Origin of the sequence: Brevibacterium sp. UCMA 11752, from assembly GCF_021532235.1 — a bacterium.
Lineage (GTDB): Bacteria > Actinomycetota > Actinomycetes > Actinomycetales > Brevibacteriaceae > Brevibacterium > Brevibacterium antiquum.
Genome location: NZ_JACBOS010000003.1, coordinates 170,301 through 187,394, shown reverse-complemented (window position 1 = coordinate 187,394; position 17,094 = coordinate 170,301). Strand labels below are relative to the sequence as shown.

Here is a 17,094-nt window from a genome sequence, read left to right as displayed (position 1 = left end):
CATTGGGGCCCGGCGCTGCGACGATAAAAGGACAACGACATGTCTTTCCAGGCCTATCTCGACACCATCGAAGACAAGACGGGGCTGACCCCACGCGAACTCATCGACATCGCCAAGACTCACGGCTATGACGATCCTGCGGTGAAGGCCGGGGTGATCCTCGATTGGCTCAAGACTGATTACGGGCTCGGCCGCGGACATGGCATGGCGTTGGTCCACGTCATCAAGAAGGGGCCGCAGATCGACAGCAAGCATGTCGGCACCGAGGGGGCCCACAACGACGAATCGGACACCCTCTGGCTCGATGGCAAAGCGAGCAGACCGGCATGATCACGATCACCGACCGCAATCAGACGCTGCTGCCCGGGTCAGCGACAGCGAAATTCATCGGCGCCGAGCACGGGGCCGATATCTCCTTCTTCTGGGTCGATGTGCAGGCAGGGAAGGGCCCTGATCTGCACTGGCATCCGTACACGGAGACATGGGTGGTACTGGCCGGCGAGGCGCGTATCGAGGCTGACAATGAGACTTTTGAGGCTCATGCAGGAAATATCGTCACCGTTGTGGCGGAGACTGTTCACCGCTTCCGCAGCTTAGGAGGCGACAACCTGCAGATGTTGTGCATTCACGCATCTCCGGAGATCATCCAGGAGTTCATCGCCGGATAGCTGAGGCGCTCCTCAACCGAGTGGCGTCTACTTCACCCACGGCTCCTCGCCGTTTTCGGACACGATCGGCTTGCCGTGGTCGAGGTTCCAGGAACCCATGCCGCCGGTGACGTTATAGGCGTCGAAGCCGTTGTTCGTCAGCCAGGCGACTGCGCGGTGGGAGCGTCCACCGGTGCGGCAGATGACGTACATGTCGTCATCGAGGGGGAGATCGTCGAGCCGGGTGGGCAGTTCGCCCAGCGGCACGTGCAGCGCGCCCTCGATGTGCCCGGCCTCCCATTCGTCGTCCTCACGAACGTCGATGATGGCAGCGCCATCGGGGATCTCTGTCACGGAGACTGATTCTTCATCCATGCCCACAGTCTAAACATGGGCCAGTTCCTCATGCACCATGCTCCCGGTCAGGATTGCTCGCCGAGGTGGTCCGCCGCTGACAGCGTGAGCCGCGACCGGTCAAGGGGGCTGTTGTCAGGTGGAGACCCATGTGAGAATGACCGTACAACCGCATTGGGAATCGTCGGCGAAGGGAAGAGATCATGACCAGAGAACAACGCGACGAGTCGGGCGCAGAGAACAAAGCGCGCGATGTCGCAGCAAAGTTGGATGAGGCGACTGAGCCTTTAGGTGGGACCTCCGAAATGGATTCCCATGCCAAGGTCGGATACACCGAAGACAACGTCGAGGACCGTGCCCAAGACGCCGCCGAAGGCGAAGGAGTGACCCTCTATCGCAATCCCGATGGGTCCCACACCGCCATCGATGAATCCGCAGCCCAAGATGACGAGTCCTGAGGTCCGATGACTGCAGGCTGACCTCAGCACACATCGTTCGACGCACACCGATAGGAGCGAACAATGACACACACTGAGAATCTGGAACAGGCTGACGTCGTGAAGATCCTCCGCGACAGCGGGTACGTGATGCTCACGACCGCCCTTGACGACGGCAAGCTGCTCGCGCATCCGATGGTGCCCCAGCAGGTCACCGACGATGCGGATGTGTGGTTCTTCCTCGGCATGAAGGGAGACCAGGCGGTCGCACTCCTCCAGAACCCGCAGGTCAATATTACCGTCGCCGAGGCGGGCAATTGGCTCTCGGTCTCCGGCAGAGTCGAGTTCATCGACGACCAAAGCAAGATGGACGAGCTGTGGAATGACGAGACGGCTGCGTGGTTCGAGGGCGGTCGCAACGATCCGAGTCTCGGACTCATCAAGGTCACTGGAGACTCCGCCCAGCATTGGGGCCTCAAGGGCGGGAAGGTCTCCGCGCTTGCGCAGATCGCCAAGGCCAAGGTTTCAGGCGATCGCACCGGTGGAGGCAGCGCAACCACGCAACTGTGACGCTTGATAGCACCCTGCCGCTGCGGAAACAGCCCTGCCGACCATCGGCGGGGCTGTTTCATGATGTCCCCTTGTGATGGTCCGCCCCAAAGCGACAAAACTCGCATAGCCGCTGTCTCGGACTAGCATGGAGACATGGCAAAGAAGATCGTCATCATAGGTGCAGGGCTGGCCGGAACCACCGCCGCCCGGGAGCTCAGCGAACGCGGCCAGGCGGTCACACTCGTCGACCCGGCAGCGGGGGAGACCAGCGAACGACCGCCACTGTCGAAACACCTCTTCGACGACTCCCGGTATCACCTGCCTTTCCACCTGGAGGCCGGTGAGTTCATCACCTTCGTTCGTGACAAGGCCACAGAGATCACCCTCGCCGAGGCGGCGGCCCACTCCCAGCAGGCCAGTCCCACCGTAGACACCCCAGTAGCCGGCACCGTCCACTTGGCGTCGGGGGAGACTCTGGACTTCACCCACTGCATCCTCGCTACGGGCATGGAGGCGAACCGGCCGGACATCCCCGGCTACCCGGATGCCCTGCCCGTGTACAACCTGGCCGAGGCCGAATGGATCCGTGAGTTCGTCGCCGAATCCGGTGCCCCGCTCAACGTCGGCGTCCTGGGCTCCGGGTACCTGGGAATGGAAGTGGCGGCCTCGGCGGTCGCCGCCGGACATGAAGCCACCGTCTACCTGCGCGGCGACGAACCTCTGCGAAAACAACTATCTGCCCCAGTGCGCAGGGCACTGTTTGAGAAGCACAAAGAAGCCGGTGTGACGTTCATTGCCCACACCAGCAGCCCGGACGAGATCCCGGCAGACGTTCACAACCTGTTCGTCACTAGTGTCGGAGCCCGTCCAGCCCTCATTCCCATCGATGGCCTCCGACCCGCCGAGGCGTGGGAGGTGAATGAGAAGTTGGCAACATCTCACCCAGGTGTCTGGGCGGCAGGTGATTGTGCGCAGATCGCCGACGGTACCTTCGCCCTTGACCATCCCTGGGCTTGCGAACCGGTGGCCGAAAGCCACGGCAAATACCTCGCCGAACTGCTGAGTACCGACGAGGACGGCAAAGCCGAACCCTGGTCTGATATCCCGTGGCACTGGAGCTTCCAAGGCCCAGAAAAGGTCTTCACTGCAGGCCTGACCAGCACCGATGCTACCGAAGCGATCATCAGACACGATCCGAGCGGCAAGAAATTCCAGGTCTTCCACTTCGATGGATCTGGCCCAGATGCCCGCCTCGTCGGTGTCGAGACTCTCAACTGGCCGCCCATGCAGGCAGCCGCCCGTCGAATACTGGCAGGTAATAACATTCCGACTCGGGCCCAGATCGACGACCCTGATTTCGACTTCAAGGCTCATAGCCGACTGTGAGAATCGGCCACCCTCATCACGTAGACTTCCTGTGTTCGCCCCAGTCGCCGACGAGAGAAATTTCTGTACATGGATATGGCTAAGCTAGCTGAGGAGCATGGGCTCGAAAGAGTCGGCGGTCGGCCGTCACTGCCTCAGTACATCAAGCAGCTGATCACTCGCAGCGACTTCACCTACACTCTCGCCAAGTACCGGATGCAGAGTGAGAACGAACGCAACCGCCTCGGAATGCTCTGGGTGCTCCTGCGTCCAGCGTTCTCGGCGCTCATCTACGGCACGGTCTTCGGCTTCATCATGAGGGGCGCCACCGCGCGTCCGGACGACTTCGCGCCCTTCGTCATCATCGGCGTCTTCGTCCTCGAGTTCTTCAACACCTCGATGAACGGCGGTGCGAAGTCGATCATCTCGAACGCATCCCTTGTGCAGTCTCTGCCGTTCCCGCGCATCGTTCTGCCCATTGCCACAGTGTTTCAGAACCTGCTGAACTTCATCCCCACCTTCATCTTCATGGCACTCCTTGTCATGCTGTGGGGGGCGAGGCCCAGCTGGGACTGGTTCCTCTTCATCCCACTCGTCATCCTGTTCTGGATCTTCAACCAGGGCGTGGCCTTCATCTTCGCCCGCGCTACTGTCCATTTCCGTGACCTCTCCCAGGTCACTCCCTTCATTTCGCGGATGATCTTCTACACTTCCGGTGTCTTCTTCGACCTCAAGGTCATGGTTGAGAAGATCAACCCCGCTCTGCAGCCCTACGCCGATTGGCAGCCGTTGAACAACGTGTTGGCTATTGCTCGTGGAATCCTCATGAAGGATGGCGTCATCCCCTACGACTACTTCTGGCACCTGGCCATCTGGGCCTTCGGCATCTTCATCATCGGCTTCGTCTTCTTCTGGCAGGCCGAGGAGAGGTTCGGTCGCGATGAGTGACAATGACGCTCTCGAATCCAATGACGTTGTCTACGACACCGGCAGTCTTCCCGACGTGACGAAGAACCATCCGCCCGTTGTGGTCTGCGACGACGTTCACGTCCGCTACAAGACCTTGGCGACGGGCAAGAAGCTCAAGCTCGGCAGCAAAGACGTGATGACAAAGCGGCGCGGACTTCGCGAGGTCCATGCCCTCAAGGGCGTCAGCTTCGTCGCCCACAAGAACGAATCCATCGGTGTCATCGGCTCCAACGGTTCCGGCAAGTCCACGCTGATGCGTTCCATCACGGGACTGACGCCCACTTCGGAAGGCGCGATCTACGCGACCTCGAGGCCGAACCTCCTCGGCGTCGGAGCAGCGTTGATTCCTGATCTCTCCGGTGCGCGCAATATTGTTCTCGGTTCCCTGGCACTGGGGCTGACCCGCCCCGAGGTGGAGGAGAAGTTCGACGAGATCGTCGAGTTCACCGGACTGAGCGATTTCATCGATCTGCCGATGCGCACCTATTCCTCGGGCATGTCCCAGAGACTGAAGTTCGCCATCGCGACTTCGGTCCAGCACGAGATCCTCATCGTCGATGAGGCACTTAACGTCGGTGACAAGAAGTTCCGCGATCGTTCCGAGGGCCGAATCCGTGCGATCAGAGAAAACGCCGGTACGGTCTTCCTCGTTTCGCACTCGATGCGCACGATCAAGGACACGTGCAACCGTGCGCTGTGGATCGAGCAGGGTGTCCTGCGTTCCGACGGTCCGGCGGCGGACGTCATCAAGGAATACCAGGCGTTCACAAAGTCGCAGAAGGACTGACCTCCGTATGTAAGCCAACGGGCGCCCGGTCGATGACCGAGCGCCCGTTCTGCGTATGGTGTGGTTGAGTTCCTCAGCTCCACACTCCGCGGGTGTCATGCACGATCTTCTGCGCCAGCAGCGTCCGATCCAGGCGAACGAACTCGTTGTGATCGACGAGCAGCAACACGATATCGGCGGCACGAACGGCCTCGTTCATCTCCGTCAGCGTCACATTCTCACGCGCATCCAACTCGGAAGGAAGCTCGTCGATGTTGGGTTCGACGGCCATGATGTTCGCCTGCGGGAGCTCGTCCGCAAGCTGACCCACGATCTGCCGGGCCGGGCTCTCCCGCAGATCGTCGATATTTGGTTTGAACGCCAGCCCCAGTGCTGCTATCTGCACATCGTTGATGCGCTTGGCCTGGGGGAGGAGTTTGTCGAGGACGAAGCCGGGCTTGGCGTCATTGACCTCGCGCGCGGTCCTGATCAGGGAGGAGCGTTCAGGATCGGTGGCCACGATGAACCACGGGTCGACGGCGATGCAGTGGCCACCAACTCCGGGACCGGGTTGCAGAATGTTCACCCGAGGGTGGTGGTTGGCCAGTCGGATGAGTTCCCAGACGTTGATGTCGAGGCCATCCGAGATCATCGACAGCTCGTTGGCGAAGGCGATGTTGACGTCGCGGTAGGCATTCTCAGTCAGCTTCGCCATCTCTGCCGTCCGAGCATCTGTCATGAGGAACTCGCCCTCACAGAAGAGTTCGTAGAGTTCACGCGCCCGTTCCCCAGCCTCACCGTTGAGGGTGCCCACGATGCGGTCGTTGGTGCGCAGCTCGATCATGATGCGCCCCGGCAGGACCCGTTCGGGGCAGTGGGCGAAGTAGATCGACTGGGCGCTGCCAGGCTTGAGCGTGAGGTCCGGACGGGCGGCGAAGATCGTATCGGCGAGGAACTCTGTCGCACCGGGAGGCGACGTCGATTCGAGGATGATGAGCTCATTGCCTTCCAGCAGCGGAGCGATCTGCTTGCCCGCTGTCTCAATGTAAGACAGATCCGGCTTCTTGCCATCGGTGAACGGCGTAGGGACGGCAACGATGTAGTTGTCCGCATGCGGAGTCACCGTCGTCGCCTGGAGGTAGCCCTGGGAGACGACACCGGCAACAGTTGTCGCCATATCGGGTTCGACGAACGGCACCTGGCCGGCGTTGATGACGTCGACGCCATCCTGGTTGATATCCACCCCCACAACATCCGCACCAGAGCTGGCGAGGACCGCGGCAGTCGGCAGACCGATGTAACCGAGACCGATCACTGCGACCGAAGGGCGGTTGTTGAGGGCGATGGCGTTCATGGATGGTGCTCCAAACTGTTGCTTAACAGATTCTGATGTTACCCGAATCGAAGAACGGGCAACTACATCAGAATGGTCGACAGAAAGGCCCTTCGAGTGGCGATCGGGACAATAGTGAGTGAACGAGCGGCAAAGGGTCGATAATTACTGCGAGATTGTGCGACAAACGTGATGGGATAATGAGGACTATTCGTCCGTGAACCCTACGGCGCCCCCAGTTCTCTTGACCAGGAGTGCTTTTGACACCCACAGTCCTCACTGTCTTCGGCACCAGGCCGGAAGCCATCAAGGTGGCACCCCTCATCCGTGGCATCGACGCCAGCAGCTCCCTGCACTCCCGCACCCTTGTCACCGCCCAGCACCGGGAGATGCTCGACCAGGTCAACGACCTCTTCGGCATCGTGCCTGACACGGACCTCAACATCATGTCGAAGGGCCAGACGCTCAATGGCATCGCCTCGCGCGTCATTGCAGAACTCGACACCGCATTGGCAGAGAACGCACCGGATGCCGTCCTCGTCCAGGGCGACACGACGACGGTGATGGGGGCCTCGATCGCGGCGTTCAACCGCGGCATCCCCGTCATCCATCTCGAGGCAGGTCTGCGCTCGGGTAATCTCCACAGTCCCTTCCCCGAGGAAGCGAACCGTAAGCTGACAAGCCAGCTCTCAGCACTCCACCTCGCCCCGACTCCGCGTTCGCGCGACAATCTCCTCGCCGAGGGCATCAGTCCCGCCGACGTTGTCGTCACCGGCAACACCGTCATCGACGCACTCCACCTCGCCGTGGACATGAACGTGGCACCGACAGACCCGATCGTCGCGGACTATGTGGTTGCCGATCGGCCGAAGCTGCTGGTCACCACCCACCGCCGGGAGAACCTCGGTTCGGCGATGGAGAACATCGGCGATGCCCTGGCCGAACTTGCACAGGCGCGGCCCGACCTCCTCATCCTTTTGCCCGCCCACCGCAACCCGCTTGTGCGCGAAGCTGTGCTTCCGCGAGTCGAGAAGTTCGGTAATGTCCTCGTCACGGAGCCACTGTCCTACGGTGAGTTCACCACGGTCATGGCCGCATCCGATGTGGTCCTCACGGACTCCGGCGGCATCCAGGAGGAGGCTCCAAGTCTCGGTAAGCCCGTCCTCGTCATGCGCGAGAACACCGAACGCCCCGAAGCCGTCGACGCCGGTTCCGTGAAGCTGGTCGGAACCGACAAGAACCTCATCATCGCCGAGGTGGCACGACTCTTCGACGATTCCCTGGCCTACGATTCCATGGCCAAAGCAGTCAACCCCTACGGTGACGGTCGTGGGGCAGCACGTTCCGTAGCCGCCATCGAAGAGCTGCTGGGGGTCGGAGAGCGCATCGGCGAGTTCGCCCCGTCGAGTCTCTACGACTGAACGTCTATAGTCTTCTGGTCAGATTGTGCGCCAGGCGCTGAACTTTCGATGCACTCGACTGCTCGGTCCCTTCTCCCGGGTGAAGACGAGTGCTCTGATTCGAGTCTCGGCAGGCACGTCTGCTAAAGAGAATCGAGCAGAGTGACGATCGTCATACCATTTCTGGCCGATTTTGGTCTGTTCCTGATATAGGTAGACCGCCCATTCGACCGAGTTCGCAGCGGCAGAATTGCAGCGAATGGTGACGACTGCCTCGTCGGTATGGGTCTCGAGGTCGACGTGGAATACCAGAAGCTCATCGTGCGCAACTCTCACCAGTGGGGCGGGGGCCGAGTGCCATGACCCGACAGCGGATAGAACTGAACCGTTCGCGGGCAGACCGGAAGCGAACAGCACCGAGTCATAGGGGGTATGGCGACCGGTGAAGACTGTCGTCATTGACTCCAACTTGGCAGCCGTATTTCCCGCGACCAGTCTCCCCTGTGCGATGAGAGTCGGAATGAGTGTATGCAGTTTTTCCAATGGTGTGTCAGTAAGATCCGACAGCTCACTTGCCGAGCTCGCGGCCAATGACGCCGCGGCACTGGTGCCGTCGAAAGGCGCGATGGGGTGCTTGGGATCGGAGAGAAGCGGCGTGGCCGCTCTGAGTGCGGTATCAAGGTCCTCCCCCTCGAAGAAGTCCCGATGATCGGTGGGGACATAGGGCGCTGTGCCGTGTCGGCGAACCTGTGCGGTGAGCGGAAACGGTTCGGGCCAGTGACCGTCGTCGAAAGCGAAATCGTTGAGCTGAGGATAGGTCATCCGAATGATGTCATAGGCGACCCTTCCGCGGTTCCGGTCGTCCGGGTGGATGAGACGTGAGGCTTGAAGGAACTCTGGCTGCGCAAGCGGATAGAGCTTTAACGAATTCCTTGCGAATTGCTGATTGATCTGCCCGAAGTGGTCTCTGTTGCGAAACGCTGCGTAATGCGTATTCAGCTGCTCCGACATGGGCAGATCCGCGTCACGATCCAGGCTGTCGGCGAATGCCTCTGCGGCTTCTTCGGCCATGTCCTGCGGCAGGTATCCATGGTGTGTGACCAGAGTGGGAAAAAGTGCGCGCGCGTCTACTGCCACGGTCTCGGGACGGTCGTCGAGTGCGCCGAACGATGGATGGTCCCGCATATTCTGGTAAGCCCGTCTCAGCAGTTCACCGGAGCCTCCGTGGACTTCGACCCGCAGTGCATCGGGCCACGTGGTTGCTCCGCTTCCCGCCCATGCGAAGCGTGCCCCGGCAACGTGGCTTTGAAAGATGTCCAAGCTCGTGTGGGCATCGTGCCTGACGCCTGTGATTCCGCTCTCTCGAGACCACTGCATTCCGAGGTGGCGACGAAGTTCGGATGCAACGGTGAGGTCATGTTCCAGCACTTTTCGCGAGCTGGGATTCCGACTTCTTCGCGGATCGGCAGTCATCATGGTGAACTCGCGGTGGACTCCGGCAGAGACCGTCATCGCCATGGCCATTCGTGAGTCGCGGCCGCCGGAGAGCGCGTGCCGCTTGTCGGGCACCTGGCTGTCCGCAAGCAGCCGGATCTGCGCCTGCGCTCGCGCGATTCCTGCCTCCAGCAGGTCGTCGTAGCCTGCATCGGAGGCGGCGGAGAACAGATGCTTGTGCTCCTCTTTCGCACCGGCATGGTCGACGACCAGCTCGGCACCTGCAGGAAGCGATCGGACCCCGGCGTACATGGTGCGGTGCGAGAAGCTGCTCTGCATCATCGTGTGTGTGCTCAGCAGGTGTGAGGCCGCGATGGGCCAGTCGATGTTGACCGGGCGGCCGAGGCGTCGGAGTTCGCCGACAACGGAGGTCTGATTGTCCCCGATGACGACGATCTGATCATCGCCTCGGCGAAATGAGGAGTAGTACAGGCGATGGTAGCCGAGGGGATCGGTGATGATCCGGTAACTGTCATCGCTGGCACGGTGGAAGAGAAGGAACCACTGCCCGGATTGGTGACGGACTGCTTGGCTTCTCATGCCGTCCGGCAGGCCGTGGTCGAGGGAGATGACCGCGGAGTCGGTCCACAGCACACCCCGCCCGTAGACAGCCCGGTACTCCCTGTTGCCCGACGACGGAGAAGTGGTTCGTGCAGGTCGGCGAGAATCCATGGCAAGGGTGAGAACGACTCCACGATGCTTCAGCTTCTGCTCGATGAGGTTGTCAGTCATGCGGGGGAGCTCTCGATCTTCAGGGCCAAAGAATGCATCGATTTGTATCGTCCTGCGAGCTGCGAGGTCGGCACTCCGGAGTGAAGCACACGGCCGATGACGTCCTCACCTTCGTGAGGGTTCTCAGTGAGATAGCGTGCGATGAAGCTGAGCTGGTCCATCTGCAGCGCGCGGATGCAGCCGGTAATCGTCGTCGGTCCGCCAGCTCGGACCTTCTCTAGCTGGGTGATGACGCCGAGGCGCTGGTCGACGGCGAAGTCCCGGGTGAGTTCTCTTCTCGAGACCGAATCGGGTCGCATGTGCCGAACATACGCGGAGTCGGGTGCCGTATCGGCAGGAACGAGTTCGAGGTCATGCAGAAGGAGCTGGCTCATATAGGCGACATCTTCTCCGCTGCGCAGACCTGTCGGATACTGGATCGACCGTGCGACGCGGGAAGGAATGAGCTTGCATGCGTTCAGGCCCAGCAGGCCGGAGGCTCGGTTGAGACCGATCCGTCGGCCGGAGAGATTGGCCAATCGGCGGTTGTTCGGGAGATCTGTCAATGAGATCCCCTCCGCGGTGACGTCGCGCAGCGGGGCTGCGACGACGAGGTCATCGCCGGCCGACAGCCACATGTTGAGGACATAGTTGCGCTCGATCTCGTCATCATCGTCGACAAACGTCACATAGTCCCGAGTGATCAGTTCAAGACCCAGATTGCGTGCTGGTGATGCCCCTTCGATATCGGAGTGCGCATACCGGACAGTCAGTTTCGGATTCGCCTCGGCAAACGCCTCCACCACCGAACGAGTCCCATCCTCGGGCCCGTTGTGAACGATCACCAGTTCCATTCGGGACGGATGCATCGTCTGTGCAGCAACCGAGGCCAACATGGTCGGCAGTCGTTGAGCACCGAGCCTGGTGGCGACGACCAATGAGACCCCGTCGGAGGCGCTGATCCGCAAGCGGGCCGGATCGACCCGAACACCATCCACACTCTGCCCGGTTGGCTGGCTGCGCTCGAGATCAGAACCGAGAGTTCCCACCCCGACGGCGGCCAGGGCCGCACGGAGTTCAGGACCGTTGCTGGTCATGAGTGAGGAGGAGCCGACACGGGTGATCGAATTCGGATTGCGCGCCAAAAGTTCGAGAGCGAACAAGGCGCGCGTTCCTGTCAGGGCATCGGCCTTCTCTGCGACCGTGGTTGCCGAGCGTTCACCGCCGACATTGGACTCGCTGTTGAAGATCCCGAGGACACCTAAAGAACGCGCCAGATCGAACAGGCTGCGGATCCGCTGTGTGAGAGTGCTGGTTCCAGGCATTGTATGGGGTTCGGCCAGTGCACTGTCGTCGACGATCAGTGCGTCGAACGACGGATCAAGGTCATCTGGCGAGTTCAACGACATCGCCTCGACCATTTCGTCTGCGGAGTTGAGGCGGTGAACGAATCGCTCATCGGCCAGAACCGCCAGGCGCAGGGTTCGGTCGCCACCGGCAGGTGACGGCATCGGAGAGTTCAGCGCGCCGAGAGGATGAGAACCATTCAGCGACGCGGAGAGCTCCTCGATCTGGTCCACAGTGCGGGAGTCGAACCGCACTGTGTCGGCAGAGGCAACGCCTTCCCGGCGAACAGCTGACACGTCGACACGATTGCGGATCTGTAGGTGCAGAACTGACGGTTCCTCAACACTTACTTGCGCTTCGGGAACGAGCACCGCTGCCGCGCGAGAAATGAGCAGACCGATGAACTGCGCTCTGATGTCGCCCGTGTAGGGGTTCGAGCTGATCGCTTCGACTGCGTTCTTCGTCGACTCGACCGGCGGTGCCCAGACGAAGCGTCGTCCCATTCGAACTGCCGCAATCGCGGCGGGCAGGGCGGTATGCCACGGCCCCTCGATAAGTACCTGGCTCGATTCGAATCGGCCCAGGTGGTCGCGCAGTTCGGAGGCGACCGCTTCGACCCACCTGTCGAAGCGCAGACCGTGGCGCACAGCCACATAGGCATCACGATGGTCTTCCAAGACATCGGTGACGATCGGACCCGAGTGTGCCGTTGCCGAGCGAGCAGTGCCGGCTGCAGTTCGGTACGCGGCGACAGGAACGTCGTCAGCGAGCCTCTCACCCGTGTATCCGAACGGAACGATGCCTAGAGACTCAGGCACGACAGTGGGATCGGTGACGAGGGACGAGCCGCTGGAGCCGCTGGAGCCGGTGGCCAGCGCAGAGATGAGAACGTAGGTCTCGGTGCCCCGTCCGTGCTGTGATGTACGCGCGCACTGACACGTTGGACTGTTTGGGGGCAGCAGTTCGGTGCGCCGAGTATCGAGCGCGAGCAACCCGCGGACGAACAGCTCCAGGTCCTTGAGCTTCGACGCATCGTTCTTCGTGATCTGAATGTTTCTGTCCAGAGCACCTTTGGCTTCGTCGAACTCTCCGGCAGCGACCAGGGCGTCGACCTCGCTGAAGACACTCCCCGTGACACCGCTGGGAACAGAAGCCGCGGTGGTTCTCGCGGCTCCGCTGAAGGTCTCGTAAACCACAGATCGCCAGCGGTGTCCGACCGTGTCGGAGCGATACCGTTCGGCGTGCTTCTGTGCTCGTCCGGCCGCTGCGGAATGCCCCTCCGCGGTGTCATTGTGGGCGAGGATGTACTCATAGATCTCGTCTGTTGATGCAAACGTCCATTCCTCGCCGATGATCTCCTGAGCGCCCTCTCGTTCCCATGCCAGAGGCACTGCCCCCGATGTCGCCCCTTCGATGGCAGCGAGGTGGAAGGTTTCTCGACTGCTGGGGGAGAGGATCCAGCCGATCTTGCGCAACCAGTTGCCCATGTCGGGCGCGAATGGTTCGAACGCAATCGCACGCTGGAGTTCGGGTCGTCGACCGAGGCGCGTGTAGAAGTCGCGATAGGCGTCTTGGTGGGCGGCCTTCTTCCATTCCCACGAATAGTTCCAAGGAGCGTGCCCGCGGATGTGCAGGATATAGCGGTCATCGGTTGCCGTGAGACGCTCCAAGAGGTCAAGCGCACGATCGGGTCGTTTGAGAATCGGAACCATTCCGACCAGGCCGAGGTGGAAGCGTGCGTCGTCGTGTTTGGGACGAACGAGGTCGAAGGGATTCACCGAGTTCGGAATGACGACCAGCTTGTCGAGCGGCCACCCTCTCAGCTCATGTGCTCGCCGGCGGTAGAACTCTGAGGGCACGACGACGGCAGCGACTCTGTCGATGTCGAGCTCCGTGATCCAGTCCGAGTTCAGTTCGAATCCGTGCAGATGAACGATCAGCGTTTGGTGGGAGGCCAAATTCTGCGAATACCAGATCGCGTTGTACACCGCGAACTCGGCCAGGATGACCTCGGCCCATTCCACGTAGGGCCGGCTCTTCTTCGGCTGCGGGTGTGAATGGTGGTCAAAGAGATCGAATCGGACATCGAAGCTGGGATCGGAGAGGAACGTCTCGACGAGGTCACCGGCGAATTTGAAGTCGCTTCCGGCGATGACCATTTTCAGCGGTCGACTGTTCACCGCTGTGATGGGTTCGACCGCGGCTTCATCCATTGGATCAAGCGATGGGCGGGAATCCTCGGGCACCAGATCAGCCGACACCACTTCGCTCGAATCCGGGCAGCTCGAAACCGGGCCATTCGAAACCATGCCAGTCGAAGCAGACCCGCCGACCCGATCGAGATCGGTCGTCGACCGTCCCTGAGCTTGAGCCAGGAGAAGTCCGTAGTGTCGGGCCATGGGATCGCTGGGAAGGACGAGCGATCCGCTGGCGGCCCCGGCATTTGAGGAAACAACGCCGGGGAGTGTTCTGAGAATCCCAGCAAGGCCGTACGATTGTGCGCTGCCGGGGTTCGAAGCGGTTGGTAGTCCCGCGGCGGACGGATCGTCGTGTATGTGGATGCGAGGAATCTGACGACGTTCGCGAAGCGCGAAGCCGAGGTGCTCGAATGCTTCGACGTCATGATCAGCAAACAGTCCCTCATGGATGTGCAGTGCCGCTGCCTCGCTGAGGTCTGTCGATTCGATTGAATGGGAGAGTTGCCCGAACAGGGGAAGAATTCGTACCTTCGAGGACGCAGCGGGAAACTCGGAGTCCAATGTCGATCGTTGGATCTCGTCCGCGACGAGTATTCGATTCGACGTTTTGGCGATCGTCGCGAGATCAGAGAAGTCTGCGTGGTCGAACCGTCCGCCGGTATAAGGATGATCCAGGGGAATCGTCCATAAGCGCGTGTCGATGTGTCCCGACCCAGCGACGAAACGGCTGAGGGTGCGCCCTTGCACCACGACGATGTCGGGGGTGAGCTCGGCGGTGGAGCGAACGATCGTGCGCGCTCGGAAGCGCGGTGCGTGACCGTGTTCATCGCGATGGTCGGCCGGGACATCCCCCGGGGAGACGATCTGCCCGCCAGCTCGCCGGATGTTTTCATAGTCGATCGCGGCGTCGACTTCCCGTACGAGCACATGAACGACCCACCCGCGGGCGACCAGTGCTGCGACGAGGGAGTCCATCCACGCCTGTCCCAACGGATCGGCGTCATATCGGATGTCACAGGCCAGGAGGGCCGTCGGCGTTCCGGCCTTCATCGATTTCCTTTAGTACTTCGGCGCGGGTTCTCGCCCGTCGCCAGGTCCACCAGGAGCGACCACAATGGCGACTGATTCGCTCCTTCTTCGATGTCAGCCTCGGAGACCTCGGCGAAGTTCGCCGTACACGTCGACAGCACCCGGTCACCCATCGTTCCCAAGCGGGTTCCGCTCGGAACGAACCATGTTTGATCTCCGCGTGCACGAAGCAGTCTGCCTGCTTCGAAGATCTCCTCGGCGAGGTGACGGGACTGATGGTCGTCGGCACCGAGCCAGGGCCCGTGGCTGAAGGCGACCGCGTCGATGATGAGGAGGTCGATCTCAGGTAGCGAAGCCATCTCGGCGAGAATTCCCGGCATTCCCACAACGGCCGGTCGAATCGTGAGCACGTCACGTGCGAGTTCTAGAGTTCCGACGATCAGTGCGGACCCCGGATCCACGGTCGGCGTCGAGTGGGTGAGCCGACCGAGGCTGAGTCCATCCGCAGCCTCTGGCACGGGAGGTGTTGCCGCGCGACCGATGACGGTCAGAGCGGCTCCTCTGTTGTCCGGAGGGCCGGTTTCGACGGTCGTTCTCATGGGACTCGTGCTCATAAGACGTCACCGTTTGAGAGCGGTATCGTGGCCGCCGGACCGAACTTCTCTTCCCCCATGGTCCAAATCGCTGCGCGGGCCGCATGAGTGTCGCCGATCGGTGTCCGGACATCGAGGTCCATCGTTGAAAGCACACTTTCCTGTTCGACGAGGGCCCACACCCGCGCCGCGGATCCGAGGTAGTCGCTCCACTTCGACGGCAGATAGGGATTGACTGAATGTCCGGTTCCTGATTGTGCATCGGTGACAATGAGGTAGTCGAGTTTCTGGGTCACAGCGAGAAACCTCAGATAGGGCAACGAGTTGTTGAAGACGACCAGGTCCTCGACCCCGCTGATCCCGACCCCGTCGAGTGTTCGCTGTACAAGCAGGTCGAACTGGCTGCGGGAGAAGCTTGCCGGCTTCACACCTCCGGCGGATTCGGGGATGTAGTTCGTGAAGACGTGAAGACGAGCACGTGCCCGGACGGATTCGGGCAGAGAACGCAGGGCATCGGTGATCTCGGTGATTCCTCGCGCGGTGTAGAACTCTCCGAAGTACCCGAGGTGAAGGTGATCGTCATCGAGCGGGTAGTCGACATGTTCGAGATCGTAGAATCCCGAATCGAGCGTCGGGTGGTGCGAGACGGTCGATATTGAGGCGACTCGTTCCCGCAGTTGTGGGCGGCGAATCGATTCGAGCATGACGAGGCGCTGGTGTTCGTTCGTGAAGATGATCTCGTCCGCATATGCGTACACCAGAAGTTCGGCGAATCGGAAGATCGTGAGGTCGAGCTCCTCGAGGGGACCGAAGTCGCGTTCCCATTCGTCGATGAGGGGCGCGGTGAACGCATCTCGCGGCAGACTTCCTCCTCGAGAGGTGCCCTCGACGTCGAGCGACAGAGGGTCGGAGAACTCCGCGGTCCACGGCAGATCCGGCTGCATGAACTTCACTCTGGCACCCGCATACAGCGCCGGTGCCCACATGGCACGCGTGTACAGCCGTCGGTAGTCCGTGCGGGTCCGCACGCGCTCGCCGGCCGCAGCTGCGGCCCGTTCGGCAAAGGCTCGGAACGACGCCCACGACGCCCACGAGGGTGTCAGCGGCAGGAATTCCTTGGACACAACGTAAGGGCGCGAAATCGACTCGACCGTCGGATCCTGTTTCTTGTGCTGGAGGAATGAGCACGCGATGACGTCGAATGATTCGGAGAACATTCGCAAGCGCTTCGATGCGACAGTTGAACCGGTGTCTTGGAACGGTGAGAAGTTGTACAGGATTGCCAGTGACTCGGCATCCGATCTGATCTCATTCCAGGGGAACTCGAAACCTGCTCCGGCAAAGGTGAGCGCATCACAGAGTCGTCTCCGAACCGTCCCTCCACAGCCATAGATTCTCGCCGTCGACTCCAGGGCGTCTGCAGTGAAGAGGGCCACTGCAGCAGCGTCTGCACCGCTGACCGAGGCAACTGCACGATGGATGCCGTCCACCGCAGCCACAGCGGCAGAGGCATGGGATTCGATGCTAACGAGCGTCGGAGCATCCGCCGGCTCTGTGGCGACGAGTGGCGGAGTCTGCCGATCGGCTTCTTTGCTCAAGGCAGGGCCCGTCGTCTCGATGACTCGACTCACCAGCGCATACGTCCAGGCCCTGAGGCTGTGTTCGCCGTCCTCGTCTGCCTTGTCCGGGAACGAAAGATCGTGTGGCAGACGGAGTCGGGCGGAGTCGGAGGAACGTACAAGGTCGAAAAGCTCTTGCCGTGTCACCGGGGCCTTAGGCAGTACGAACTCTGTTCGTCCGCGCATGAACGAAGCAGTCGGCTCGTCTTCGTGTGCACCGTCGACGCGCGCAAGGGCAGAGGATGCGAAGTTCACATCCCAGCACTCCCGTGGCTCCTCA

14 protein-coding genes are annotated in these 17,094 nt (G+C 61.2%); 8 read left to right on the top strand and 6 right to left on the bottom strand.

The features are described 5' to 3' along the window. Positions 1-39: 39 nt before the first annotated feature. Entirely contained in the window at positions 40-330 is a 291-nt protein-coding gene (locus tag HU144_RS00920) for a DUF4287 domain-containing protein (RefSeq protein WP_235349720.1), read from the top strand. Next, the gene (locus tag HU144_RS00915; protein WP_235349719.1) at positions 327-668 is read left to right on the top strand and encodes a cupin domain-containing protein; all 342 of its coding nucleotides are present in this window, start codon (positions 327-329) and stop codon (positions 666-668) included. Before HU144_RS00920 ends, HU144_RS00915 begins: the two co-directional genes overlap by 4 nt. Positions 669-695: 27 nt before the next feature. Here HU144_RS00915 and HU144_RS00910 read toward each other — a convergent pair whose 3' ends face one another. Beyond that, positions 696-1,022 carry a rhodanese-like domain-containing protein gene (locus tag HU144_RS00910; RefSeq protein WP_235349718.1) on the bottom strand — a complete coding sequence of 109 codons (327 nt, stop codon included), beginning with the start codon at positions 1,020-1,022 and terminating at the stop codon, positions 696-698. 182 nt (positions 1,023-1,204) lie between these two features. Between HU144_RS00910 and HU144_RS00905 the strand changes: the two genes are divergently transcribed. The 5 genes from HU144_RS00905 (at position 1,205) to HU144_RS00885 (ending at position 5,111) form a co-directional block, all read left to right on the top strand. After that, on the top strand, positions 1,205-1,459 hold the full coding sequence (locus HU144_RS00905; protein WP_235349717.1) for a hypothetical protein: 255 nt from the start codon (positions 1,205-1,207) through the stop codon (positions 1,457-1,459). Positions 1,460-1,522: 63 nt separating this feature from the next. Then, the gene (locus HU144_RS00900; RefSeq protein WP_235349716.1) at positions 1,523-2,008 is read left to right on the top strand and encodes a pyridoxamine 5'-phosphate oxidase family protein; all 486 of its coding nucleotides are present in this window, start codon (positions 1,523-1,525) and stop codon (positions 2,006-2,008) included. A 135-nt stretch (positions 2,009-2,143) separates the two neighbouring features. Beyond that, positions 2,144-3,376: an FAD-dependent oxidoreductase gene (locus tag HU144_RS00895; protein ID WP_235349715.1), complete on the top strand. Its 1,233-nt coding sequence runs from the start codon at positions 2,144-2,146 to the stop codon at positions 3,374-3,376. A 75-nt stretch (positions 3,377-3,451) separates the two neighbouring features. After that, positions 3,452-4,303 (top strand): ABC transporter permease, encoded by an 852-nt coding sequence (locus HU144_RS00890; protein WP_235349714.1) that lies wholly within the window; start codon positions 3,452-3,454, stop codon positions 4,301-4,303. After that, on the top strand, positions 4,296-5,111 hold the full coding sequence (locus HU144_RS00885) for an ABC transporter ATP-binding protein (protein WP_235349713.1): 816 nt from the start codon (positions 4,296-4,298) through the stop codon (positions 5,109-5,111). The genes HU144_RS00890 and HU144_RS00885 overlap by 8 nt, the downstream gene beginning before the upstream one ends. Before the next feature lie 73 nt (positions 5,112-5,184). Here the strand turns inward: HU144_RS00885 and wecC are convergent, their stop codons facing one another. Beyond that, on the bottom strand, positions 5,185-6,444 hold the full coding sequence (gene wecC, locus HU144_RS00880) for a UDP-N-acetyl-D-mannosamine dehydrogenase (RefSeq protein ID WP_235349712.1): 1,260 nt from the start codon (positions 6,442-6,444) through the stop codon (positions 5,185-5,187). Between the two features lie 239 nt (positions 6,445-6,683). Between wecC and wecB the strand changes: the two genes are divergently transcribed. Next, positions 6,684-7,844 carry a non-hydrolyzing UDP-N-acetylglucosamine 2-epimerase gene (gene wecB, locus HU144_RS00875; protein ID WP_235349711.1) on the top strand — a complete coding sequence of 387 codons (1,161 nt, stop codon included), beginning with the start codon at positions 6,684-6,686 and terminating at the stop codon, positions 7,842-7,844. 18 nt (positions 7,845-7,862) lie between these two features. Here the strand turns inward: wecB and HU144_RS00870 are convergent, their stop codons facing one another. From HU144_RS00870 to HU144_RS00855, 4 genes are read right to left on the bottom strand one after another with little or no spacing between them, the layout of a single operon-like run. Next, the gene (locus tag HU144_RS00870; RefSeq protein WP_235349710.1) at positions 7,863-10,049 is read right to left on the bottom strand and encodes a hypothetical protein; all 2,187 of its coding nucleotides are present in this window, start codon (positions 10,047-10,049) and stop codon (positions 7,863-7,865) included. Next, the gene (locus HU144_RS00865) at positions 10,046-14,623 is read right to left on the bottom strand and encodes a glycosyltransferase (protein ID WP_235349709.1); all 4,578 of its coding nucleotides are present in this window, start codon (positions 14,621-14,623) and stop codon (positions 10,046-10,048) included. The genes HU144_RS00870 and HU144_RS00865 overlap by 4 nt, the downstream gene beginning before the upstream one ends. Further along, a complete protein-coding gene (locus HU144_RS00860) occupies positions 14,620-15,216 on the bottom strand; it encodes a hypothetical protein (RefSeq protein WP_235349708.1) in 597 nt (198 codons plus the stop codon). The genes HU144_RS00865 and HU144_RS00860 overlap by 4 nt, the downstream gene beginning before the upstream one ends. Then, on the bottom strand, positions 15,213-17,069 hold the full coding sequence (locus tag HU144_RS00855; RefSeq protein ID WP_235349707.1) for a hypothetical protein: 1,857 nt from the start codon (positions 17,067-17,069) through the stop codon (positions 15,213-15,215). The genes HU144_RS00860 and HU144_RS00855 overlap by 4 nt, the downstream gene beginning before the upstream one ends. Positions 17,070-17,094 lie beyond the last annotated feature (25 nt).